The sequence below is a fragment of the Acidovorax sp. GW101-3H11 genome (assembly GCF_001633105.1).
In the GTDB taxonomy this organism is placed as follows: Bacteria; Pseudomonadota; Gammaproteobacteria; order Burkholderiales; family Burkholderiaceae_C; genus Acidovorax.
Window position 1 is genome coordinate 438,857 of record NZ_LUKZ01000001.1, and the last position, 21,618, is coordinate 460,474.

Below are 21,618 nucleotides of genomic sequence, written 5' to 3' on the forward strand. Positions count from 1 at the left end.
GAGAGCAGGACACCCGCATGCAAGCCACCCTGGCCCATCCCATCGCCAATGCCCCCACCGGCAGCCCCCCCGGTGCGCTGCGCCAGGCCCTGGCGCGCGCCGAATCGCGCCGCAAATGGCGCGCCTTTGCGCTGACCTTGCCCCTGCTGGTGTTCCTGCTGCTCACGCTGCTGGTGCCCATTGCCGCGCTGCTGCAGCGCGCAGTGGAAAACCCCGAAGTCGCCAACGCCCTGCCCACCACCATGCGTGCGCTCGGCGGCTGGGACCGCAAGGACGCACCCGCTGCCACGGCCTACGCCGCACTGGCGCAAGACCTGGCCCGCCTGCCCGAGAGCTCCGACGCCGGGGCGCTGGCGCGGCGGCTCAACACCGAAGTGCCCGGTGCGCGCTCGATGGTCATGGGCGCCTACCGCGCGCTGCCGCTGGAAGGCACACCGGAAGCCATCCGCGCGCAGCTGGTGGACAAGGACCCGCGCTGGGCCGAGGCCCCGCTGTGGCAGGCCATTGCCAAAAACGGCGCCCGCTGGACGCCCGACTACCTGCTCGCCTCCGTAGACCTGCAGCGCGACGCACTGGGCCATATCGAACGCATGCCCGAGGAGCAGCGCGCGTTTGGCGGCATCCTGCTGCGCACCTTCCACATCAGCCTGGTGGTCACGCTGGTGTGCCTGCTGCTGGGCTACCCGCTGGCCTGGTGGCTGGCGTCGCTGCCCGCGCGCCCGGCCAATGTGTTGATGATTCTGGTGCTGGTGCCGTTCTGGACCTCCATCCTGGTGCGCGTGGCCGCATGGATCGTGCTGCTGCAATCCGAAGGCCTGGTCAACCGGGGCCTGATGGGCCTGGGCCTCATCGAGCAGCCGCTGGCGCTGCTGTTCAACCGCACGGGCGTGGTGATTGCGATGGTGCACATCCTGCTGCCCTTCATGATCCTGCCGCTGTACAGCGTGATGAAAAGCGTGCCGCCCACCTACCTGCGCGCGGCGGTGTCGCTGGGCAGTTCGCCGATGGCGGCGTTCTTTCGCGTGTATGTGCCGCAGACCTACCCGGGCATTGGCGCAGGGGTGCTGCTGGTGTTCATCCTGGCCATCGGCTACTACGTCACCCCCGCGCTGCTGGGCGGGGCCGACGACCAGATGCTCAGCTACTACATCGCCCGCTACACCAATGTGGAAGTGAACTGGGGCATGGCCTGTGCGCTGGGCGCCCTGCTGCTGGCCGCCACGCTGGTGCTGTATGGCGTGTACAGGCGCTTTGGCAAGGCCGAACTGAGCCTGGGCTGACCCTGGGTGACTCATCTTCTGACGCAGAAAGCCGCTGACCATGTTTCGCCTTCCCTCCTTCCCCCTCTATGCCACGCTGGCCGACAAGCTCGGCTGGTGGGCCGTGCGCGCGCTGTGTGTGGCCGTGCTCGCCTTCTTGCTGGCGCCCATCCTCGTCATGGTGCCGCTGTCGTTTTCCGAGAGTTCGTTCCTCGCCTACCCCATCCACGGCTGGTCGCTCAAGTGGTACCAGCACCTGTTCGAATCGCCCGAATGGGCGCGCGCCACGCGCAACAGCTTCATCGTGGCGCCTGCAGCCACGCTCGTTGCCACGGTGCTGGGCACCCTCGCGGCGGTGGGCCTGTCGCGGGCCGACTTCCGTTTCAAAGGGCTGCTCATGGGCATCCTGATCGCGCCCATGGTGGTGCCCATCATCGTGGTGGGTGTGGCCACCTACCTGTACTTTGCGCCGCTGGGCCTGGCCGACAGCTACTTCGGCCTCATCGTCGTGCATGCCGCGCTGGGCGCCCCGTTTGTGCTGACCACCGTGCTGGCCACGCTGGCAGGCTTCAACCACAACCTGGTGCGCGCATCGCTCAGCCTGGGCGAGACGCCGCTGAACACCTTCTTCCGCATCACGCTGCCGGTGATTGCACCGGGCGTGATCTCGGGCGCGCTGTTTGCGTTTGCCACCTCGTTCGATGAAGTCGTCGTCACGCTGTTCCTGGCCGGGGCCGACCAGTTCACCCTGCCGCGCCAGATGTTCAACGGCATCCGCGAAAACATCTCGCCCACCATTGCCGCCGTGGCCACGCTGCTGATCCTCTTCACCACCAGCCTGCTGCTGGCGCTGGAGTGGCTGCGCGGCAGCAGGGCCTGATATGCCCCTGGCCGCCCGGGAGTTCACATCGGCGACATGCGGCCGTCGCCCAGGCGGCCGACAATGCCCGCTGCCGCTTCATGCGTGAACTTCGATCTGCCCACGTTTAGCCCCCATTCTCAAGGACCATCCCATGGACATGAAGACCTCCCCCCTCGCCCTGCTGAACGACCCCACCCTGCTCAAGACCGACGGCCTCATCAACGGCCAGTGGGTGGTGGGCAGCAGCCGCTTTGACGTGAACGACCCGGCCACGGGCCTCAAGCTGGCTGACGTGGCCAACCTGGGCCCAGCGGATGCCGAAGCCGCGATTGCCGCCGCCAACGCCGCCTGGGGCCCCTGGAAAACCAAGACCGCCAAGGAGCGCAGCATCATCCTGCGCAAATGGTTCGACCTGCTGATGGCGAACCAGGACGACCTGGGCCGCATCATGACGGCCGAGCAGGGCAAGCCCCTGGCCGAGGCCAAGGGCGAAGTGGCCTACGGCGCGAGTTTTGTGGAGTGGTTTGCCGAAGAGGCCAAGCGCATCAACGGCGAGACCCTGCCCCAGTTCGACAACAACCGCCGCCTGATGGTGCTCAAGCAGCCCATCGGCGTGTGCGCGGCCATCACCCCATGGAACTTCCCGCTGGCCATGATCACGCGCAAGGTCGCGCCCGCACTGGCCGCAGGCTGCCCCGTGGTCATCAAACCCGCCGAGCTGACGCCGCTCACCGCCCTGGCCGCCGCCGAGCTGGCGATCCGCGCAGGCATCCCGGCCGGTGTGTTCAACATCCTGCCCGCCGACAGCGACAACTCCATTGCCATCGGCAAGGTGCTGTGCGCCAGCGACGTGGTTCGCCACATCAGCTTTACCGGCAGCACCGAAGTGGGCCGCATCCTGATGGCGCAGTCGGCCCCCACGGTCAAGAAGATGTCCCTGGAGCTGGGTGGCAACGCGCCCTTCATCGTGTTCGACGACGCCGACATCGACAGCGCCGTGGAAGGCGCCTTTGCCAGCAAATACCGCAACGCGGGCCAGACCTGTGTGTGCACCAACCGCTTTTATGTGCAGGAAGGCGTGTACGACGAGTTCGTGGCCAAGTTTGCGGCCAAGGTCAAGACGGCCAAGGTGGGCAACGGCTTTGAGGCTGGGGTGAACCAGGGCCCGCTGATCGAGGAAGCGGCACTGACCAAGGTGCAGCGCCATGTGGACGACGCGCTGGCCAAGGGCGGCCAGGTGGTGGCCGGCGGCCAGCGCCTCACCGCCCTGGGCTCAGGCCAGTTCTTCGAACCCACGGTGGTCGCCAACGCCACGGCCGACATGCTCTGCGCCCGCGAGGAAACCTTTGGCCCCTTCGCCCCGGTCTTCAAGTTCAAGACCGAGCAGGAGGCCATCGACGCGGCCAACAACACCGAGTTCGGCCTGGCCAGCTACTTCTACAGCCGCGACGTGGGCCGCATCTTCCGCGTGACCGAGGCGCTGGAATACGGCATGGTCGGCGCCAACGTGGGCATTCTGGCCACCGAGCATGTGCCGTTTGGCGGCGTCAAACAGTCCGGCCTGGGCCGCGAGGGTTCGCACCACGGCATGGACGACTACGTGGAGATCAAGTACCTGTGCCTGGGGGACATCCAGAGCGGCAAGTAGCCCTTCGCTTTCCTTCCCTTCTCCGCCCTGCTCACCGCGCACCGCCCACAGCGCAATAGCTATTATTTTTATAGCTACTTACGTAGATGGGGTGCGCGGAGAGGGCAAAAAATCTCAAACTTTTGGTCACCCCACACCGCCGCGCACCTACACGCAGCGGTAGGCCACTTCAAACCGGCTGACCTGCACAGCCAGCTCTGCCTGCAGGCCATACCGCGCACAGTGTTTGTCGGCCGCCTGCTGGGCGCCGTCCGGGCCCAGCGTGGAGTTTTCCCAGTTGATGGACACCACCTTGTCGTTGCCCACAACGATGAACGGCGCGGGCGGTGAATAGGCGCAGCCGCACAGGCCTGCGGCCATTACCACCAGCCAGCGCCGGGCCATCGGGGTCATCGTGTTCATGCGGGTGCCTGTGCGGGAATCCATGCGGGCCGCAGTTTATCGGACGGCCCTTCACGGCCCTCGTCAGAGCACGGTAGGCCATACCCGCTTGAGCCGCAGCCCCGCCCACACGGCCGCAAATACGGCCGCCCCAAACACCCAGCCCGACAGCGCCCCCGCCATGCCACCCGACAGCAGCGTGCCGATGGTGCAGCCCAGCCCCGTCATCGCGCCCCAGCCCAGCAGCACACCACCCGACAGGCCTCGCACGGCATCGCGCCAGGTGGGCCAGCGCGGCGCAAATTGGCGGCTGGCCAGGGCCGCAACAAAAGCGCCCACCACCAGCCCGGCCAGCAGCAAGGCATTGGGGGTGAACCAGGTGGACTGCGGCGCGGTGGCGCAGCCTGCAAAACCATCCAGCCCATCGAGCCGATCGGGAATCCACCCCTCTCCCTGCGCCCACTGGCGTGCCGCACTGCCCAGCGTGGCCGTCACGCCCAGCGGCCGCATGCGCACAATCGCAAACGCGCCAATCAACCCCACGGCCAGGCCGCCCACCCAGTAGGGCCAGCGCCCAGCCCACAGGTTGCGCCACACGGCATACAAGCTGGGCACGCTCCCGGGCGCAGACCCGGCAGCCGCCTCGCGTGCAAAGCCGCGCCACAACCAGGCCGCCACCAAGGCCAGCCCACCCAGCTGCACCAACAACGCCCCGCCATACCCCAGGTGCGCGGGCAGCCACACCACGGGGGCATCGGCCACGCTCAGGCTGTACAAGGGGTTCCAGGTGATGAAGCCCAGGATGAAGCCCAGCGCCGAACCCATCAGCGCAAATGGCGACACCGGCGAGCCCTCGGCCAGCCGGTACCAGTGCGCGCTGATGCACGAGCCCGACACCACCATGCCCGCGCCAAACGACAGCCCCGCCGCCACCAGCACCCAGCTCACCGGGCCAATGTGCATGTCGGGTGGCAGCTTGCCAGGCTGGGGCACGGGCAACCAGCTGCCCAGCACCACGGTATAGCCCACCACACCCACAGCCAGCGCCAGCACGATGGCCAGCAGCCCGCGCGGGTTGCCATCTTCAAACCAGTCGCGCGCGTGGCAATAAAAACAGAAGCGCGTGCGCTGCAGCACCAGCCCCAGCACCGCTCCCGTGGCCAGCGCAAACACCAGCGTGCGCCCGCCAGGCAGCGCCTGCACTGCATGGGCAGCAACACCCAGCGCCACCACCAGCGCCAGGGCGCCTGCATGAGAAAAATTGACCTTGAACGCCATGAACTCCCCAGGCATAAAAAAGCCCGCACGAAGCGGGCTGTAAAAGAGACCCCCTACCAAAAATCAGAAACTCTCTTTGTTTTGCATTGCACCTTCTTCCCAAAAGGTTCTGTCAGCAAACCCCATCACTTGGCGGCCCAGATGGTGCCCGCCGGGTTGGTGATGGGCACGCCCACCGCGTTGCCATATTCCGTCCACGAACCGTCGTAGTTCTTCACGCTGTAGCCCAGGATCTTGGACAGCGCAAACCAGGTGTGGCTGGAGCGCTCGCCAATGCGGCAGTAGGTGATGATGGGCTTGCTGCCATCCACGCCGGCGCTGGCATAGAGCTTCTTCAGGTCTTCGGCCGACTTGAAGGTGCCGTCTTCCTTCACCGCCTGGCCCCAGGGCACGTTGGCCGCACCGGGGATGTGGCCTGCACGGATGCTCAGCTCGGGCACCCCGGCAGGCGCAAAAATCTTGCCGGAGTATTCGTCGGCCGAGCGGATATCCACCAGCTTCGCGTTGCTCTTGCCCTCGGCCGCCGCCAGGGCGTCGGACAGGCGGGCGCGCAGGTCGGTGTTCACCTTGGTCACCTTGTAGTTGGTGGCGGCAAACTCTGGCACGCGGTTGTTCAGCGGCTGGTTCTCGGCCTCCCACTTCTTGCGGCCGCCATCGAGCAGCTTCACGTTCTTGACGCCATAGATGTCAAACACCCACGCGCCCCAGGCGGCAAACCAGTTGTTGGTGTCGCCGTAAAGCACCACCGTGGTGTCTTGCGATACGCCTGCCTTGGACAACAGCGCCTCAAACGCCTCCTTGCCCACGATGTCGCGCCGCACCCGGTCGTTCAGATCCTGGTGCCACGAAAAGTTGACGGCGCCGGGCACATGGCCCCGCTCGTACAGGCCCGGGTTCACGCTCACCTCGACGATGCGCACCTGCTGGTTGTCCAGGTTCTGCGCCAGCCATTCGGTGGTGACCAGGGGGCCAGCGGGGATGGGGGTGGCGGCCCAGACCGCGCTGCAGACCAGCATGGCACCGCCCAACGCCGAGGCACGGAGCCGTGCGCGCACGGTGTGCGCAAAAGTGGTTGTTTGTGGTGCGCTGAGCATCGTCTTCCTTTCCGTGTTGCTGAAATGCCGGGGCTTGCGGCACCCGATGCACAGAATTTAGAAGAGACCGGGCCCCGGCCCAAGCAAGCAAAACGACTATGAATATGCGGAACGGGCGCTTGCAGGAATGCGCCAAGCGAGAGCGGGCAATCTGCGCGGCACACGCAGTGCTGACAGTGGAAGCGGAGGGGGATTTAGCTCAGCCAACAAGGGCTGGAGCGGGTGAAGGGAATCGAACCCTCGTATGAAGCTTGGGAAGCTGCCGTTCTACCATTGAACTACACCCGCCTTCTGTAACCCGTTGATGGACAACGGGATTTCAGTCTGGCGATTGAAACCGCTCCATGGCGTTCGCCATTTCAGGGTTTCAACGTGGCGCTATTGTAGCCACGCCAACGCGCTTCCCGACTGCCCCCCAGGCAATGGTTCTGCTGGGGAGTTTTGGCACCGTTGGCAAACGCTCTGCCGAAAGCAGCACAATAAAGGGTTCACCACTCCCAGCGAAAGAAGGAAAAGCTCCATGCAACTGAGCGACGACCGCACACAGGCCACCCTGGCAATCAACAAGACCCTGACGGCCCCCGAGATCGAAAGTCTGATCCGAGAACTGGCCACGTTGCGCTCGCAGATGACGCCCGAAGTCACAACAGCCCCCAAAGACAGCAACGGCGACGGGGTGCCTGTGATGCGGCAAGACAACCCCACGCTCGCCATCGAATACCCCTTGGAAGAAGCCTACGTCACCGTGTACCTGCGAAGCCTGGGGCTTGGCTGGACAGCGTGGCGCCTGCACCCCGACGTTCAACGGGGACTGGCCACCTTTTTCAACTCGCGGCTGCCACAAGCGGCGCCGACGCCCGCCAAACCCATCCCATTTCGGTGATCGGTTTCCCATCCGGTGCTTGAGTGAGAACAACAGACGCTCAATACCGGAGCCGGTGACAACGATCCTGTAGCCGCCGCAGGGGTCAGTGCCGCCCCTCGCCGCCGCCCAGGTTGAACCGCGCAATCACCTCCACCATCTGCTGCGCCTGCGTACGCAAGCTGCTGGCGGCGGCGGCCATTTCTTCCACCAGGGCGGCGTTCTGCTGCGTGGTCTGATCGAGCTGTGTGACGGCCTCGCCGACCTGGCCCACGCCTGCGGTCTGTTCGTTGCTTGCGGCGCTGATCTCTGAAACCATCTCTGCCACGCGCTGGATTGAGCGGACCACCTCCTGCATGGTGGTGCCTGCCTGATCGGCCAGCACCGAACCCTGCTGCACCATCGCGCTGCTTGCGCCAATCAACTCCTTGATGGCCTTGGCCTCAGCAGCCGTGCGCTGGGCCAGGTTGCGCACTTCTGCCGCCACCACCGCAAAACCACGGCCTTGTTCGCCCGCACGGGCGGCCTCCACGGCAGCGTTCAGCGCGAGGATGTTGGTCTGGAACGCAATGCCGTCGATCACGCCGATGATGTCGGCAATCTTCTGGCTGCTGCTGTTGATGTTCTGCATGGTGCTCACCACCTTGGACACCACCTCCCCGCCCTGCTGCGCCACGCGGCTGGCGCCCACTGCGAGCTGATTGGCCTGGCTGGCACTGTCGGCGTTGTGGCGGATGGTGGCGCCCAGTTGCTCCATGCTCGCCGCAGTCTGCTCCAGCGCGCTCGCCTGGCTCTCGGTGCGGCCCGAGAGATCCTGGTTGCCCTGGGCGATTTCTGTGCTGGCGGCCGAGACGCTGTCGGCACTCGTGCGCACGGTGCCCAGGCTTTCCACCAGGCGGGCGCGGAAACCCTCCATCGCCTGGGCCAGCGTGCCAATTTCGTCGCGGGACCGCACCGACACCGCATGCGTGAGATCGCCCTGCGCCAGGTAGGCCAGCGCGGTGCTCAGCTGCTGCACCGGCGCGCCCACCAGGCGGCGGGTGGCCATCACCAGCACCACCGTCAGCAGGGCCAGGGCCACCACCACCCCCAGCCACAGCCAGGTCAACACGTTGCGGGCCTCGTCCATCATTTCGGTCAGGGGCGCCTCGGCCACAATGGCCCAGTTCCAGGGCTTGTAATGCTCCACCGCCAGGTAGCGCGTGGCGCGGTCACCTTCGCCGCTGCGGCGTGGGGACCAGTCCGACTCCAGATCCCCCGCCTGCCCCACCGCCGCCAGCGCCGCCATCCAGGCCTTGGCCTGCTCGTCCTTTTCGTCCACCTTGAGGGACTTGCCCGCGCCCGGCAGGCCAAAAATGTTGCCCCGTGCAGGGCCCGCCGAGAGGTTGACCGCATAAACCGCCCCGGTGGCAAACAGTTTCTGCCCCGCCATCACCGTATCAAGCTTGCCCAGGATGGCGCCCATGTCGGAACCGATGAACAGAATGCCGATGGTGCGGTTGCCCTCGCGAATGGGCTCGTACACCGTCATGTACTCGCGGCCAAACAGGCTGGCGCGACCGATGTAGGTCTTGCCCTCGTTCATCAGGGCATAGGCCGGGTGCTTGCGGTCCAGCAGGGTCTTGTAGGCGCGCTCGCCATCCTGCTTCTTGAGCGATGTGGTCACGCGGATGAAGTCCTCCCCCGTGCGCGCAAAAATGGTCGCCACCGCGCCCATGCTGTCCTTTGAAAAGCGGTCCACCACTTCAAAATCGCCATTGACGGCCGCCCCCTGGAACGACAGCACAGCCTCGGGTTTGCCGTCGGCGCCCGGCGCCTCGGCCACAGAGAACTGGCCGGGGAAATTCGCCTTGAACAGAGAGAAGTCCCGCTTGGCCTGCTCCTGCGCGGTTTCGTCAAAGGTCTGCACCAGCGTGCGCACCTGGGCCGCGTACTGCGTGGCATCGTCCCGCGAGAGGCGGCCAAAGTCTTTCCAGAGCAGGCCGCTGACGATGCCCATGGTGGCCAGCAGGACCACCAGCAGGCTGAACAAGGCGGTTGCCGCGAGTTTGAACGCCACGGAATGGCGGGTGTTTGACGAAATCATCTGGTGCTTTTCTGTAATTTATGCAAAGGCATGCATATACGACAACAAAGTACCCGATCTGCGGCCGAACGCCAAACAGCGCAACCACCAATGGCCCGCCCAAACCAAGGGAAAACCCTTGCATTGAACGGCAATGGCCTGCAGGCACGCCTGCACTCCACCGGCCCCATCGTGCGTGAAGCGCCCACTACCCGCCCGTGGGCAGGTTGAGCGACTGTCGGCTTTCGAACACCCGCTGCGCCCCCGTGACCGGGTCCACAAACGCCAGCGACCGCGCCAGCAGTTGCAGGGGCCGCGAGTAATCGCCCTCGGGCGGGTCGTTGACGACCGGGTAGAACGGGTCATTGCGCAGCGGCAGGCCCAGGGCCGCCATGTGCACGCGCAGCTGGTGCCGCTTGCCGGTGATGGGCGACAAACGGTAGCGCGCCCAGCCGCCCGCCACATCCAGCACCTGCATGTGGGTATGGCTGTTGGGCTCGCCGGGCACCTCCTGCATGCGAAAGAACTGCGGGCTTTCCTCCAGGCGGCTGACATGCTCGCGAGGAAAGGCCATATCCGCACGCCAGGGCGCGATCGCGTCGTAGTGCTTGGTGATTTGCCGGTCGCGGAACAAGGCCTGGTAGGCACCGCGCGTGCACTGCTGCACCGACAACATCACCAGCCCGGCCGTATCGCGGTCAATGCGGTGCAGCGGCGACAGCTCGGGCAGGCCCAGCTGGCGCTTGAGCCGCACCAGCAGCGTGTTGTGCAGATACCGGCCCGAGGGCGTCACGGGCATGAAATGCGGCTTGTCGGCCACCACCAGGTGCTCGTCCTGGTACAGCACCACCTCGTTGAAGGGCAACACGGGCTCTGCAGGCAGGCTGCGGTAGTAGTACAGGCGCAGCCCGCCCTCAAACGGCCGCTCGGGCACCACCGGCTGACCGCGCTCGTCCACCACGTCGCCTGCCAGCATGCGCTGGCGCCATTCATCGCGGGCCACCACCGGCAGCCGCTGGGCCAGAAAGTCCAGCATGCTGCCCTGCCCGTGTGTGGGCAACACCACGCAGCTGGGGCTGACGCCGTCGCGCACGGGCAGGACGTGGGGATGGTGGGGGTTGTGCATGGCGCGGGGATTTTAGGGTGCCCCGCGCTCATCGCCTCAATAACAAGGCGCCATGCACTACTGCCAGTTTGCGGCAATCACCGGGTTGAGTGCTGTTTGGTAGCCAGCAGGCAAAGTGGTCTGCCCGGCCGACGGCGGAGAGAACGCGGCCATCGCGTCAACCAGTGACTGCACCTTGGCATCGGTGAGCACTTTGCCATTGGCCCAGATCTGCTCCACACGACGACTTGAGCCGACGTACCAGTCTTTGACAATTGCTTTGTCGCTTGTCCCAATAACGCTCACTTCCAGGTTATTGCCCGCTTTTCGCAACCAGATCTGGTCATGCCGAACATTCGAGCCCCACTGCAACAAGTCACTGACGTTGGAAGTGCTGGGGGTGACGGCGCGCTCCGCACTAAGGCGAGTGACGGCATCGGCGATCTCGTTTTTACCGAATGTGTATGTCTGTCCCGTAATTGGACTGATTGCTGTCAGGTGCTTTTCTATGCTCAATTCTCCTTATTGCATTGGCGAAAAAAAATGATTTGAAGACCGCCGCCATGGCTGCTTGACCCAGTTGCTGCCAGGAATCGACGCACAGGCATTGCGCATGGCGATCTGGCACCACTTGCGCGCATCGGCTTCGTCCTTGGGTTGTCCGCGTTCGGGTTTGCCGTTTGCGGCCGCTATACAAAGCCACACTTGAGCTTGCGCATTGCCACCTTCAGCTGCAATCTCGGCCCACTTGCGGGCCGAAGAAATTGGCAGGAGTTCTTCGGGGGCGCATTTGCCGTCAGGCATCCATTCGTCAATGCAAATTGACGGTTTGGTACTCTGGCCGTAGCGTCCATTGGTCAGTTCCATCAAATGGGTAGCCGCCCAAGGGTTGCCCTCTTCCTCTGCCGCTGCCATCGCGGCACGCAAATAGGCTTCATGCGTGACACGATAGTGCCCGTTGGGGTGCATGATGTTGGCCAACTGCCAACTGCCAGGTGGCGGACTTGCGGCCCTGAGCTTGGGCCTTTTCTAGCCACTGGATGTTATAGCTGCCGTCCAAAGGTGCCGTCCACAGGCCGTCGCGGGTCTTGCGTATCAAACCTAGTCGCAGTTGCAAGCCAGCATCGCCCGTTTGTTCTGCCTGTCTTTCCAGATACTTCAGAAATCCGAGTGTGGCCACCGAGTCAAACCGACTTCGGTTGATCCAATCAGCTTCGCAAGGAATGCCACCGGGCGGCGCTATTTGCTCGCTGGCTGAAGCCAGCAAAGTGATGCATGTGGAAGCAGCAAGGATGACTTTAGAGAAAAAGGTTCGGCTGGTTTTCATGCGATTTCCATGCTTGACGAGGATGCGCTGGACCAAGCTGCGCTCCAGGGGCTGGATGACTTTGGTGCGGTCGCTCACGATGATGCGGCCTGGGGCCATTGCTACGGGCCCAGTATTGCTCGTGTTGGCCCGGTGTTGATTGTTTGTCATCCATCGTAGTGCGAGCGATTTCCGGTGATTGCAACAATGTGCGTCACTGAGTGCCGTCAGCATCAGCTCCCCGGTTGTCCTGTCACGCACCTGTCTCTGCCAACCGTGGTGCGCCGTTCTCACCCCGCTGGCTCAATGAAAATCCCGGCTGCCCTGCAGCGCCTGGGCCATGCGGCCGAGCAGCGGGGTCAGGTCCTTGAAGCGCTGGGCGACCAGGTGGCGCACTACGGCGGGTGCCTGGCCTGAAGGGGKGGAATGCGCGCTGCTGCCCTCGGGCACGCTGCACTGCCACAGGCCTTCCACGGCCAGCAGCTGGGATCTGAGCAGGGCGTTGCGCCAGCGGTCCACCATGGCGGGCCAGACGATGACGTTGACGGGGCCGGTTTCGTCTTCGAGGGTGACGAACATGGTGCCCTTGGCGGTGCCGGGGCGCTGGCGCACGGTGACGATGCCGCAGGCGCGCACCTGGCGGCCGTGGGGGGTGGCCACCAGCTGAAGCGCTGTCTGCAGGCGCCAGCGGGCCAGGCGCGGGCGCAGCAGGGCCAGTGGGTGGCGGCGCAGGGTGAGGCCGGTGGCGGCGTAGTCGAACAGGATTTCTTCGCCCTCGGGGGCGGCTGGCAGCGCCAGCGGTGCTTCGAGCACGGGCACATCGCGCAGCAGGGCCGGGGCGCTGTGCTGGGCGGCGGCGTCCCACATCTGCTGGCGCCGGTGGCCTGAGAGGCTGGCCAGTGCGTCGGCGGCGGCCAGGGCCTGCACATCCTGCTGGCTCAGTTGGGCGCGCAGGGCCAGGTCTTCGGTGGTGCTGAATGGCGATGTGGCGCGGGCCAGCACCAGGCGGTCTGCCGCGCCTTTGCCCAGGCTGCCGACCAAGCACAGGCCCAGGCGCACAGCGGGCTGCGGCTGCTGTGGCCGGGGCAGGCCCTTGGCAGGCAGCAGGTGTTCGGCGGGGCCTTCCAGCGTGCAGTCGTGGTCGCTGTGGCTCACGTCAATGGGCAGCACGCGCACGCCGTGGCGGCGTGCGTCTTGCACCAGTTGCGAGGCGGTGTAGAAGCCCATGGGCAGCGAGTTGAGCAGCGCGGCCAGAAAACACGCGGGCTCGTGGCACTTGAGCCAGCTGCTGGCGTAGGCCAGCAAGGCAAAGCTGTGGGCGTGGCTTTCGGGAAAGCCGTATTCGCCAAAGCCCAGCATCTGCTGGAAGATGCGGTCGGCAAATTCGGCCGGGTAGCCGTTGGCCTCCATGCCTTGCTTGAGGGGTTCTTCGAACCGGTGCACGCCGCCCTTGCGCTTCCAGGCGGCCATGGACCGGCGCAGGTCGTCGGCCATGCCGGGCGTGAACCCGGCGGCGATCATGGCGATCTGCATCACCTGCTCCTGGAAGATGGGCACGCCCAGCGTGCGTTCGAGGGCTTCTTCCAGCTCGGGCTTTTCCAGCTCCAGCGGCAAACCCTGCCGCCTGCGCTCGCGCGCCTTGAGGTACGGGTGCACCATGCCGCCCTGGATGGGGCCGGGCCGCACGATGGCGACTTCGACCACCAGGTCATAAAACTCGCGCGGGCGCAGGCGGGGCAGCATGCTCATCTGGGCGCGGCTTTCGATCTGGAACACGCCCACGGTGTCGGCGGCGCAGATCATGTCGTAGGTGGCAGGGTCTTCGTGCGGGATGTTCTTGAGGCTCCAGTGCTCACCGCGCAGCGCGGCACGCAGCTGCAGGCAGCGGCGCAGTGCGCTGAGCATGCCCAGGGCCAGCACATCGACCTTGAGCAGGCCCATGTCGTCGAGGTCGTCCTTGTCCCACTGGATGACGGAGCGGTTGTCCATGCTGGCGGGCTCGACGGGCACCAGCCGCGTGAGCTTGCCCTGGGTGAGCACGAAGCCGCCCACATGCTGGCTGAGGTGGCGCGGAAAACCCTGGAGGTCGGCTGCCAGCTCCAGCCACAGCGTGGCGGTGTGCCGGTGCAGCGCGGCGCCGACGGCCTGCGCCAGCTCCTGCAGGCGGTCGGCGGCGAAGGTCTCGTCAAACCAGTGGTGGTCCTTGGCAAACGCATCGACCAGCGCGGGCGCCACGCCCAGGGCCTTGCCCACGTCGCGCAGGGCGCTGCGCGTGCGGTAGCTGGTGACGACGGCGGCGATGGCGGCGCGGTCGCGGCCGTATTTGTCGTAGATGTACTGGATGACCTCTTCGCGCCGGTCGTGCTCGAAGTCCACGTCGATGTCGGGCGGCTCCTTGCGCTCCTTGCTGATGAAGCGTTCGAACAGCAGGTGGGTGTTTTCGGGCGGCACGGCCGTGATGCCCAGCATGTAGCAGACCACCGAATTGGCTGCCGAGCCGCGCCCCTGGCACAGGATCTTCTGGCTGCGGGCGTAGCGCACGATGTCGTGCACGGTGAGGAAGTACATCTCGTACTGGCAGTGCGCGATCAGCTCCAGCTCTTTGCGGATCTGGTCCAGCACCCGCTGGGGAGCGCCCTGCGGGTACTCGCCTTCCACGCCGGTCTGCACCAGCCAGGCCAGCGCCTGGGCGGGGGTCATGCCTTCGGGCACGGTCTCTCGCGGGTACTGGTACTTGATCTCGTCCAGCTGAAAAGTGCAGCGCCCGGCCACCGTGAGCGTAGCCGCCAGCAGGTCGGGCGGGTAGATGCCTGCCAGCCGCACGCGCTGGCGCAGGTGGCGCTCGGCATTGGGCTGCAGCGCAAACCCGCACTCGGCCACGCTGCAGCCCAGGCGCACGGCGGTGATCACATCCTGCAGCGGCTTGCGCGAACGGGCATGCATGTGCACGTCGCCCGCCGCCACCAGCGGCAGGCCCAGCTGCGCGCCCACACGCTGCAGCGTGGCGAGCCACAGGCCGTCGTCGGGGGCCAGGTGCAACTCGGCCGCCAGCCAGATGTGGCCGTCAAAATCAGAGCCAAAACAGGCCTTTGCGCGCAACAGATAAGCCTCAATAGCTATTAAATCAGTAGCATCAAAGCGTTTACGGCAAGGCGCCAGCAGCAGCTCGCACCCCTGCAGCAGGTGCCAGGGGCTGGCCGGGCCCACGTGGTACTGGCCCTTGGGCGCTGCGCGGCGCGCGGCCGAGATGAACTCGCACAGGTTGCCCCAGCCCTCGGCGTCCCGCGCCAGGGCCACCAGCCGCAGGTCGCCCCACAGGAACTCGCTGCCCACGATGAAGTGCAGGCCCGTGGACTGGGCGGCCTTCCAGGCGCGCACCACGCCAGCCACCGAACATTCGTCGGTCAGCGCCAGGGCCTGGTAGCCCAGCTTGGCAGCACGCTCGACCAGCTCGTGCGGATGCGATGCTCCGCGCTGAAAGCTGAAGTTGGACAGGCAGTGCAGCTCGGCATAGCCCGGCAAGAATGCAGTCATCTCCATTCTTTCCCTATGGCGCTGCGCGCCACCCACCGGGCTTGAAACTGGCGCGCCCCAGGCGGGGGCCGCCGCACAGGGGCTGCCCCGCCGCGCTGGCGGCGCCCCCCTGCCCGCAGCGCACAGCACTGCGAGAGCGGGGGAAGCAGTTCAGGGGGTGTTTCAAAACACACCATGCAGAAACCAGCGGGGGGGCCGCGCCCGCCCCTGCGCGCCATCGGGCAGCGGCGCCAGCCGCTCGCGGAACACCCACACCAGGCCCGCCACCGCGTTGTGCGCCACAAAGTAGTCGCGCAAGGCCAGGCCGGTGCCGGGGTGTGCAGGGTCGGCCCCACCCTCGGCCGCAGACCACCAGCCCGCCTCGAAGCGGTGGGGCCCGGCCAGCAGGCGCAGCAGGCCGTGGTGGCAGGGGCGGTTGCCCTGCACGGTCAGCCGCTGGGGGGGGTTCAGCAGCCAGGGGGGCAGCAGCAAGGCATCGGGGCTGGCGTCCAGCGCGGCCTCGGCCCCGCCGCCTGCGGTGGCGGCGGCAGAGCGCCGGGCGGGCGGGCGGCCCAGCACCTCGGCGGCAGGGCGCCACTGCTGCATGTGCTCGGGGCGGTGGTCGGCCATCAGCACGGGGGCCTGCACTTGCTCGGGCCCCAGGCGGGCCGACAGGCGCTCCAGCAGCTGATGCAAGGCTTCGCCTGGGGGCGCGGGGTCGTCGGCCCCGCCAGGGCAACCGCCGCCATGGTTACCGGGCGGCAGCAGGCTGGCACTGCGGTGCGGCAGCGGGGCCGACTCCAGCAGGCGCAGCGTGATCTGGTTGGCCGGTGCGGCCAGGGCGGTGCGCGCCAGGTTTTCAGCCAGCAGGCGCCGCAGGTGCGCCATGTCCTGCGTGGCCTGGGCGGTGCACACCTGCAGGGCCTGCGTGGGGGCGATCACCACCCCGTCGATGCGCCGCAGGTCGTGGCGCCAGGCCAGCTCCAGCGCCAGCGCCCCCTGCTGGCGCGCCTGCAGCCAGCCCTGCAGGGCCGTCAGGCAGCGGTGGGCGCTCCACAGCAGGGCATCGGCCGAAGTGGCCAGCGCGGGCAGCTCGGTGGTCAGCACAAACTGCTCGGGCAGCTCCAGCCAGGCATGGGCTTCGGGGGCTTCGCCCAGGGCCTGGTCCAGCACCCGCAGCACCCCGGCCCCCAGGCGCCGGGCCAGCCCGGCACGCGGCAGCGCCCGCAAGGCGCCCCAGGTGCGGCAGCCCATGCGCTCCAGGCTGGCCACATGCGGGCGCAAGGCGGTCAGGGTGTGCAAAGGCAGGGTGTGCACTGCAGGCCCTTGTTGCCTTGGCCGTCCTTCTTGCCCTTCTTGCCACCGTGGTGCCTGACCGGCCAGCGCCATGCGCAGCCAGGCCTGCGCCACCAGCGCGGTGGGGCCGCTGCCCCAAGGGGGCAACATGCCGGGGGGTTGCGGCAGTGCGCCCTGCCCTCCGGCGGCTTCGGCCCAGGCCTGCAGCACCAGGGCCAGCAAGGCATCTCGCCCGCCCCAGAGGCGTTCGGTGGTCGAGACCTCCAGCAGCACGGTATCGCCATCCGCCAGCGCCACACGCGGGGTAAAGCGCAGGGCCCACCAACCGACGGCGGGCGCAGCCATCGTGTCAGCAGCAACCCCCACCCCGGGGTCGGCCGGGCTGGTTGCAGGTTCATCCCGCCATGGCAGCGGCAATGCGATCCAGTGCATGCCCCCTCCCCTGCAGCGCCACCATCGCGGGCTCCGGGCGCATGGGCGCCGCCTGCTCCCCCAAGGCCGCTGCGTTGTAGCGCGCCACCATGGCGCGGGCCACCACCTGCGCGGCGTGGCGGCGCTCGGCCTGCGCCGCCAGGGCCTGCGCCAGCCGGGGGTGGCAGCCCGGCAGATCGAGCGCCTGCACCAGGGGCGGCCCCCGGCGCTTGAGGATCTGCACCTGCAGACCCGGCGTGGTAGGTGCAGATGCCCCGGCAGGCAGCCCCTGTACCTGCAACCGCAGCAAGGCGGGCGACGCCTGGGGTGCAGCGCTGACCGGGCGGAACACCCACAGCAGTTGCTGTTGCTGCGCCGCCGCCAGCTGCAGCCTGCGCAGGGCCGCAGCGGGTGCCTGCGGCAGCCAGGCCATGACGGCCAGCACGCCATGGCAGCGCAGCGCCTGCTCGGCCGCCCAGAATGCCGCACGGGCACTGCCTGCGCGCACCACACACAGCCGCTCGGGCGGCAGCCCCTGCGCCTTCAGCGCCGGGCCAAAGGGCTCACAAGGGGGCGCCACCGCCACCACGGCCCCGGTGCGGCGGGCCGTGGCCTGTGCCAGCGCGGGCAGCACCAGCTGCCATTCGTGCAGGCCCGCCAGGGGCTGCAGCACCTCGCACAACGCCCCCACCGGCCAGCCCCCGCCGGGCAGTTGGGCGTCTAGCAGCGCATGCCCCGTGGGCTGGGCCGCCTGTGGCCCCGCCCCCAGGGCATCGGCATGCCAGACACCGGGCACGGCAGAGGGCAGATCGGGCGCAATCCGCAAGGACAGGCTGGGCGCGGGCATGGCGGGGGCAAGGCTTCAAAGAACAGGAATACTGTAAATATAACCAGTATTTTGAGGCATAGCGAGCCAGAAAGGGAAGGCGCCAGGGTCTGAGGGGGTACGGGGGCGCTAGCGCTTGAAGGCAAGGCCGAAAAAGCCCGTGGGCCCCTCGCCATGGTCAGGCCAAGCCTGTCTACGGCATGGCGACGGGACAGCGATTCACCGTTCGCCGCAGGCGAGGAGCCACCAGCGCGCCCTCTGCACACGCCTTGGGGCGTATCAGAGCCGCTGCAGCGCCCAGTCGCACCAATCGGCCACGGCCGCATCCATGGGCGTGGCGCGGTCCGACAGCTGGGGCCAGCGGCGGTGGCTGGCATTCAGGATGCTTTGCAGTTGCCACAGCGCCTCGCGCCCCACCAGGGCCACTTCGGCCATGCCGATGGCATCGCCCTGCAACTGCGCCAGTAGTTCGCCCTGGTGCTGGGGGTGGGAACCCGCTTCAATCAAGGCCTTCTGCAAGGCCAGCAAGGGGTGATCTCACTTTCGGTGCAGATTACCCGGTTAGGACGGTCGGGTTAACCCTAGATTTGTGTTTTCTGAGGTCAGGTGGTCTGCCCTCCTGGCAGTCTTTTCAAAGTGTGGTTTGAAGACGAGCTGTCAGTTGTGAACCGGTGGCCTGCGTGAGTCCCGTTCGCCCATCGACCAAAAACAACGACTTGCAGAACGGCCGATAGAGCCACGATCGATCATCCACCGCCACCCATCTGCGATGTGGCACATCGTTGGCCCAAAGCCAGGCATGGCACTCGGCCTCCCGCTCGTACCCCACCAGCGTATTCGGGACGTTCGTTAGATCGCAATATCTGGGGGTAACGCCTTCGATCATGGCGGCAATGTCCGGAGAGAACCTTTCCAATAGATCCTCATAGGCCTGTTCCAGGCGCCAGGTGCTGGTGATCACGATCTGGCACTCGGGCACCTGTCGTAACGCATCTTCCAAGATCGATAGGCAACAGAAGTGCTTCGACTCATGGCAATGCTCTGGGTGTAGGACCCCGTCAAAATCTAGAAAGAGTATGGGCACAGTGCTACTTCAGAAACAGATTTCCAATAGGTCTGAATATTTTTCCGAGTTAGCGAGCCAATGAGACTATTTGGTCGTGGTCTTTTTAGTCCCATTGGACGGAAATCGGGTGGATGTCTTCCCGAAAGCGTGTTCCACCCCAAGCCGACTTTGGTCGGGCGCTGCAGCAATTGCGCGCGGCACGCGGCTTAGTTCAGGAGGACATGTTGCTGGCAACGAGCCGCCGACACATCAGTCGCATCGAGCAGGGACATCAAGTGCCCAGTATCCGCACCATCGAGGTTTTGGCCGAGCAGATGCAGATCCACCCTTTGACCTTGATTGCTACCGCGTACTGCCCAGACCTGGACACGAACTTGGTCAATGAACTCCTCAGGACCGTCAAAGCGGACTTCAAGGGCATCATTTCGGACTAGGCTTGGCATTCCGATTCGGCCTGTTCCTTGGCATACTGAACCAGCATTTGAAGCCCTTGTATCAGACCGGTGCCAATGGGTGTGGCATCTTGGCGGTGCAGCATCCGATTGACGATCTCCCGATCCACAGCAGTGCTGAGCAAGCACAGTGCTTCTTGCAGAGTTTCGAGGCCCACTTCCAAGCTGTCGCCTGAACGTTTGGCTCCCGCCTTGGTCAGAAGCAACAGGGCGAGCGGTAAGGCTGCACTAGCGGGATCGTGATCCCCGCTCCAATCCGAGCCAGACAGAAGGTCTCGGAGTTGGTCTGACATCAACAATAGGTGGTTGTCATCCAGCGCATCCGGCAGGATGGCTTCCCAACCCCGTGACGTGATCAGGCGCAACATGTCCTGTGCTCCAAATTTTCCTAGGGTCGCTTTTTCCAAACGCAGCATCATTCTTCATTCAAGTTAATATGAGACTAATTGGTCCCGTTTGGGGCCGTGACGTGCGAAGATAGCTGAATGGAATGCCATTTTTGTTTTCCAAGTGTGCCCGTCTCCCAATGGAAATAAACCGGTTGCCCAGATCTGCTTAAAGAGGCAACCAGTCTGTTGCCTCACGCGTTTGCCCCCTTGAAAAACCGCCTGGATCTCACCCGCTTGGCCGAACTTGATCGGCAGTTTTGCGATTTCGCGAAGCTGCAGCGGAATGCCACGCCCAGGTGTGGCTGGGCAAAGACGGTGAGATTGGCCTTGGGCATGAGTTCCAAAGCGCTAGGTGAGCGCTTGGGCATGACGGCGCAGGGAGTCCGCAAACTGGAGCAGGCCGAGGCCAACGGCACTATCACGCTGAATACGCTTGCACGTTTGGCTCATGGCCTGGACTGTGAAGTGCACTACATGTTTGTTCCCCGAACCAGTTTGGTGGAGCAGGTGCTCAACCGTACTCAAGAGATCGCTGGAATTGCGTTGCCGTCCACGTTGAAGGGGGCGGAGGTGCTGACAGATGCAGAGACGCTGATGGCCCTTACGAGTGCGCTGGTAAAAGTGAGCAAGCGTGGCCTTTGGTGAGTCAGCGCTGGTTCTCCTACCGATACAACCCCGCGATGAGTTTGAACTTCGTTGCTATCATTAGCGCAAAGCAAGCCCCCGGTGCGACCTCTGCGAAAGCATGCCCCCGGGGGCGACGTTTTTCTGAGAGGTACTTTGATGAAATCTCTCTCCGAAGCTCGCGACAGCTCTTGAGAGATCACCGCGCCATGGAATTGCACCGCACAGGTCAGGCTGCCCGCAAGGCGAAGCGCGTCATCACAATCAAGGTCATGCACGCTCTTCCTGTCATCACCGCAAGGGAATATGCGCGCTCGGGCGATGCAACCAAAGATCCGACACTCAGGCGACGCCGCTGTGCCATTGTTAACGGGACTGATCGGTAACTTGTGGACACGAATTCTGCCCCCATCGCCCTAGAAGACCACATCGCTATTCTCACTATGCTTGTGCGGCGCATGGTTGATGAGTCTGGTGACCCAACTGGTTTCGACGCACAGACCTGGCTTAATCACTGGCTCGTGGGGGTGGTCCCAGCGTTGGGTGATCGAAGGCCTCTCGATGTGCTCAAAGAGCCCGGCGGCCTTGAGGTGGTGCGGAGCTTGCTCATGCGTGTCCAGTCTGGTGCGTTCTCGTAGGAATACGCACGTGGCTGGCAAGTTCTGAGTCCGCTCTGGCCCCGCCGTCCTCCTTGACTATATCCCCACCAAGCACAGTCCAGTCCCAACATATGGCTCTGTCCTCTGGCCAAATTTCCCCATATCTCCCTGCGTCCACTCCACGCAGCGCGGACGTCGTCCTGTACCTCGATCTCGATGGCGTTGTTCACCATGAAAAAGTGCTCTGGCATCCACGCAAGGGCATCTACATGAGCCCGTATGAGGCTGCAGGACATTCGCTGTTCGAATGGGTTCCATTCCTGGAGTCGGTGCTCCAACCCCACCCGGCAGTCGCCCTGGTACTGAGTAGCACCTGGTGCATCCGCCCAGGGTACAGCGCAACCCTTAAGCGCCTTCCGGCGTCCTTGCGTGCTTGAATCGCCCCGGGTTTTGAGGAGGCTCTTTTCTCTGAGAGGATTGAGCCATGAAGAAGTCAAACAAGTTCTCGCCTGAGGTGCGTGAGCGTGCGGTGAGATTGGTGCAGGAGCACCGGGGGGAGTACCCATCCCTTTGGGCAGCCAT

22 protein-coding genes, 1 tRNA gene and 1 pseudogene are annotated in these 21,618 nt (G+C 65.3%); 9 read left to right on the forward strand and 15 right to left on the reverse strand.

Features of this window, described 5'->3' with window-relative positions; all coding sequences use genetic code 11:
• The first annotated feature begins 17 nt into the window (after positions 1 to 17).
• The 3 genes from A1D30_RS01925 to A1D30_RS01935 all read left to right on the forward strand — a co-directional run bounded on the left by A1D30_RS01925 (position 18) and on the right by A1D30_RS01935 (position 3,769).
• Positions 18 to 1,280, forward strand: coding sequence for an ABC transporter permease (locus tag A1D30_RS01925; RefSeq protein WP_063459110.1), 1,263 nt, complete (start codon positions 18 to 20; stop codon positions 1,278 to 1,280).
• Between the two features lie 40 nt (positions 1,281 to 1,320).
• Positions 1,321 to 2,139 carry an ABC transporter permease gene (locus A1D30_RS01930; RefSeq protein WP_063459111.1) on the forward strand — a complete coding sequence of 273 codons (819 nt, stop codon included), beginning with the start codon at positions 1,321 to 1,323 and terminating at the stop codon, positions 2,137 to 2,139.
• A 133-nt stretch (positions 2,140 to 2,272) separates the two neighbouring features.
• On the forward strand, positions 2,273 to 3,769 hold the full coding sequence (locus tag A1D30_RS01935; protein ID WP_063459112.1) for an NAD-dependent succinate-semialdehyde dehydrogenase: 1,497 nt from the start codon (positions 2,273 to 2,275) through the stop codon (positions 3,767 to 3,769).
• 147 nt (positions 3,770 to 3,916) lie between these two features.
• Here the strand turns inward: A1D30_RS01935 and A1D30_RS01940 are convergent, their stop codons facing one another.
• The 4 genes from A1D30_RS01940 to A1D30_RS01955 all read right to left on the reverse strand — a co-directional run bounded on the left by A1D30_RS01940 (position 3,917) and on the right by A1D30_RS01955 (position 6,810).
• Complete coding sequence (locus A1D30_RS01940; RefSeq protein ID WP_063459113.1) at positions 3,917 to 4,171, reverse strand: hypothetical protein; 255 nt, start codon at positions 4,169 to 4,171, stop codon at positions 3,917 to 3,919.
• A gap of 63 nt (positions 4,172 to 4,234) precedes the next feature.
• Entirely contained in the window at positions 4,235 to 5,428 is a 1,194-nt protein-coding gene (locus tag A1D30_RS01945) for a YeeE/YedE family protein (RefSeq protein WP_063459114.1), read from the reverse strand.
• 125 nt (positions 5,429 to 5,553) lie between these two features.
• Complete coding sequence (locus tag A1D30_RS01950) at positions 5,554 to 6,444, reverse strand: sulfurtransferase (protein ID WP_063459180.1); 891 nt, start codon at positions 6,442 to 6,444, stop codon at positions 5,554 to 5,556.
• A gap of 292 nt (positions 6,445 to 6,736) precedes the next feature.
• A tRNA-Gly gene (locus A1D30_RS01955) sits at positions 6,737 to 6,810 on the reverse strand.
• 232 nt (positions 6,811 to 7,042) lie between these two features.
• Between A1D30_RS01955 and A1D30_RS01960 the strand changes: the two genes are divergently transcribed.
• On the forward strand, positions 7,043 to 7,405 hold the full coding sequence (locus A1D30_RS01960; RefSeq protein WP_063459115.1) for a hypothetical protein: 363 nt from the start codon (positions 7,043 to 7,045) through the stop codon (positions 7,403 to 7,405).
• 85 nt (positions 7,406 to 7,490) lie between these two features.
• Here the strand turns inward: A1D30_RS01960 and A1D30_RS01965 are convergent, their stop codons facing one another.
• The 10 genes and pseudogenes from A1D30_RS01965 to A1D30_RS02000 all read right to left on the reverse strand — a co-directional run bounded on the left by A1D30_RS01965 (position 7,491) and on the right by A1D30_RS02000 (position 18,990).
• The gene (locus A1D30_RS01965; protein ID WP_242421757.1) at positions 7,491 to 9,443 is read right to left on the reverse strand and encodes a Cache 3/Cache 2 fusion domain-containing protein; all 1,953 of its coding nucleotides are present in this window, start codon (positions 9,441 to 9,443) and stop codon (positions 7,491 to 7,493) included.
• 214 nt (positions 9,444 to 9,657) lie between these two features.
• Positions 9,658 to 10,575, reverse strand: coding sequence for a pseudouridine synthase (locus A1D30_RS01970; RefSeq protein ID WP_063459117.1), 918 nt, complete (start codon positions 10,573 to 10,575; stop codon positions 9,658 to 9,660).
• A gap of 57 nt (positions 10,576 to 10,632) precedes the next feature.
• Positions 10,633 to 11,070, reverse strand: coding sequence for a calcium-binding protein (locus A1D30_RS24510; protein WP_082836260.1), 438 nt, complete (start codon positions 11,068 to 11,070; stop codon positions 10,633 to 10,635).
• 6 nt (positions 11,071 to 11,076) lie between these two features.
• The gene (locus A1D30_RS25415) at positions 11,077 to 11,523 is read right to left on the reverse strand and encodes a hypothetical protein (protein WP_131798400.1); all 447 of its coding nucleotides are present in this window, start codon (positions 11,521 to 11,523) and stop codon (positions 11,077 to 11,079) included.
• Positions 11,489 to 11,959, reverse strand: a complete 471-nt coding sequence (locus A1D30_RS24515; RefSeq protein WP_199865909.1) for a hypothetical protein — start codon at positions 11,957 to 11,959, stop codon at positions 11,489 to 11,491. Before A1D30_RS24515 ends, A1D30_RS25415 begins: the two co-directional genes overlap by 35 nt.
• Before the next feature lie 204 nt (positions 11,960 to 12,163).
• Positions 12,164 to 15,400, reverse strand: a complete 3,237-nt coding sequence (locus A1D30_RS01980) for an error-prone DNA polymerase (RefSeq protein WP_347336225.1) — start codon at positions 15,398 to 15,400, stop codon at positions 12,164 to 12,166.
• Positions 15,401 to 15,556: 156 nt separating this feature from the next.
• Positions 15,557 to 17,101 (reverse strand): DNA polymerase Y family protein, encoded by a 1,545-nt coding sequence (locus A1D30_RS01985; protein ID WP_063459119.1) that lies wholly within the window; start codon positions 17,099 to 17,101, stop codon positions 15,557 to 15,559.
• Entirely contained in the window at positions 17,064 to 17,927 is an 864-nt protein-coding gene (gene imuA / locus A1D30_RS01990) for a translesion DNA synthesis-associated protein ImuA (RefSeq protein WP_063459120.1), read from the reverse strand. Before imuA ends, A1D30_RS01985 begins: the two co-directional genes overlap by 38 nt.
• 258 nt (positions 17,928 to 18,185) lie before the next feature.
• Positions 18,186 to 18,434 (reverse strand): annotated as a pseudogene (locus tag A1D30_RS01995) (phosphohydrolase); the annotation flags it as partial.
• A 103-nt stretch (positions 18,435 to 18,537) separates the two neighbouring features.
• The gene (locus A1D30_RS02000) at positions 18,538 to 18,990 is read right to left on the reverse strand and encodes an HAD domain-containing protein (protein WP_063459122.1); all 453 of its coding nucleotides are present in this window, start codon (positions 18,988 to 18,990) and stop codon (positions 18,538 to 18,540) included.
• Between the two features lie 113 nt (positions 18,991 to 19,103).
• Between A1D30_RS02000 and A1D30_RS02005 the strand changes: the two genes are divergently transcribed.
• Positions 19,104 to 19,406 carry a helix-turn-helix transcriptional regulator gene (locus A1D30_RS02005; protein ID WP_082836262.1) on the forward strand — a complete coding sequence of 101 codons (303 nt, stop codon included), beginning with the start codon at positions 19,104 to 19,106 and terminating at the stop codon, positions 19,404 to 19,406.
• On the opposite strand, the gene A1D30_RS02010 is transcribed toward A1D30_RS02005, so the two are convergent.
• Positions 19,403 to 19,843, reverse strand: a complete 441-nt coding sequence (locus A1D30_RS02010) for a hypothetical protein (protein ID WP_063459123.1) — start codon at positions 19,841 to 19,843, stop codon at positions 19,403 to 19,405. The genes A1D30_RS02005 and A1D30_RS02010 overlap by 4 nt on opposite strands.
• A 177-nt stretch (positions 19,844 to 20,020) precedes the next feature.
• Between A1D30_RS02010 and A1D30_RS02015 the strand changes: the two genes are divergently transcribed.
• The 4 genes from A1D30_RS02015 to A1D30_RS24520 all read left to right on the forward strand — a co-directional run bounded on the left by A1D30_RS02015 (position 20,021) and on the right by A1D30_RS24520 (position 21,473).
• Positions 20,021 to 20,458, forward strand: coding sequence for a helix-turn-helix domain-containing protein (locus A1D30_RS02015; protein ID WP_055400384.1), 438 nt, complete (start codon positions 20,021 to 20,023; stop codon positions 20,456 to 20,458).
• 188 nt (positions 20,459 to 20,646) lie between these two features.
• The gene (locus A1D30_RS25770) at positions 20,647 to 20,823 is read left to right on the forward strand and encodes a hypothetical protein (RefSeq protein WP_157891313.1); all 177 of its coding nucleotides are present in this window, start codon (positions 20,647 to 20,649) and stop codon (positions 20,821 to 20,823) included.
• A gap of 72 nt (positions 20,824 to 20,895) precedes the next feature.
• Positions 20,896 to 21,075 carry an MbcA/ParS/Xre antitoxin family protein gene (locus A1D30_RS02020; protein ID WP_233195217.1) on the forward strand — a complete coding sequence of 60 codons (180 nt, stop codon included), beginning with the start codon at positions 20,896 to 20,898 and terminating at the stop codon, positions 21,073 to 21,075.
• 92 nt (positions 21,076 to 21,167) lie between these two features.
• A complete protein-coding gene (locus A1D30_RS24520; protein WP_242421758.1) occupies positions 21,168 to 21,473 on the forward strand; it encodes an HAD domain-containing protein in 306 nt (101 codons plus the stop codon).
• Positions 21,474 to 21,618 lie beyond the last annotated feature (145 nt).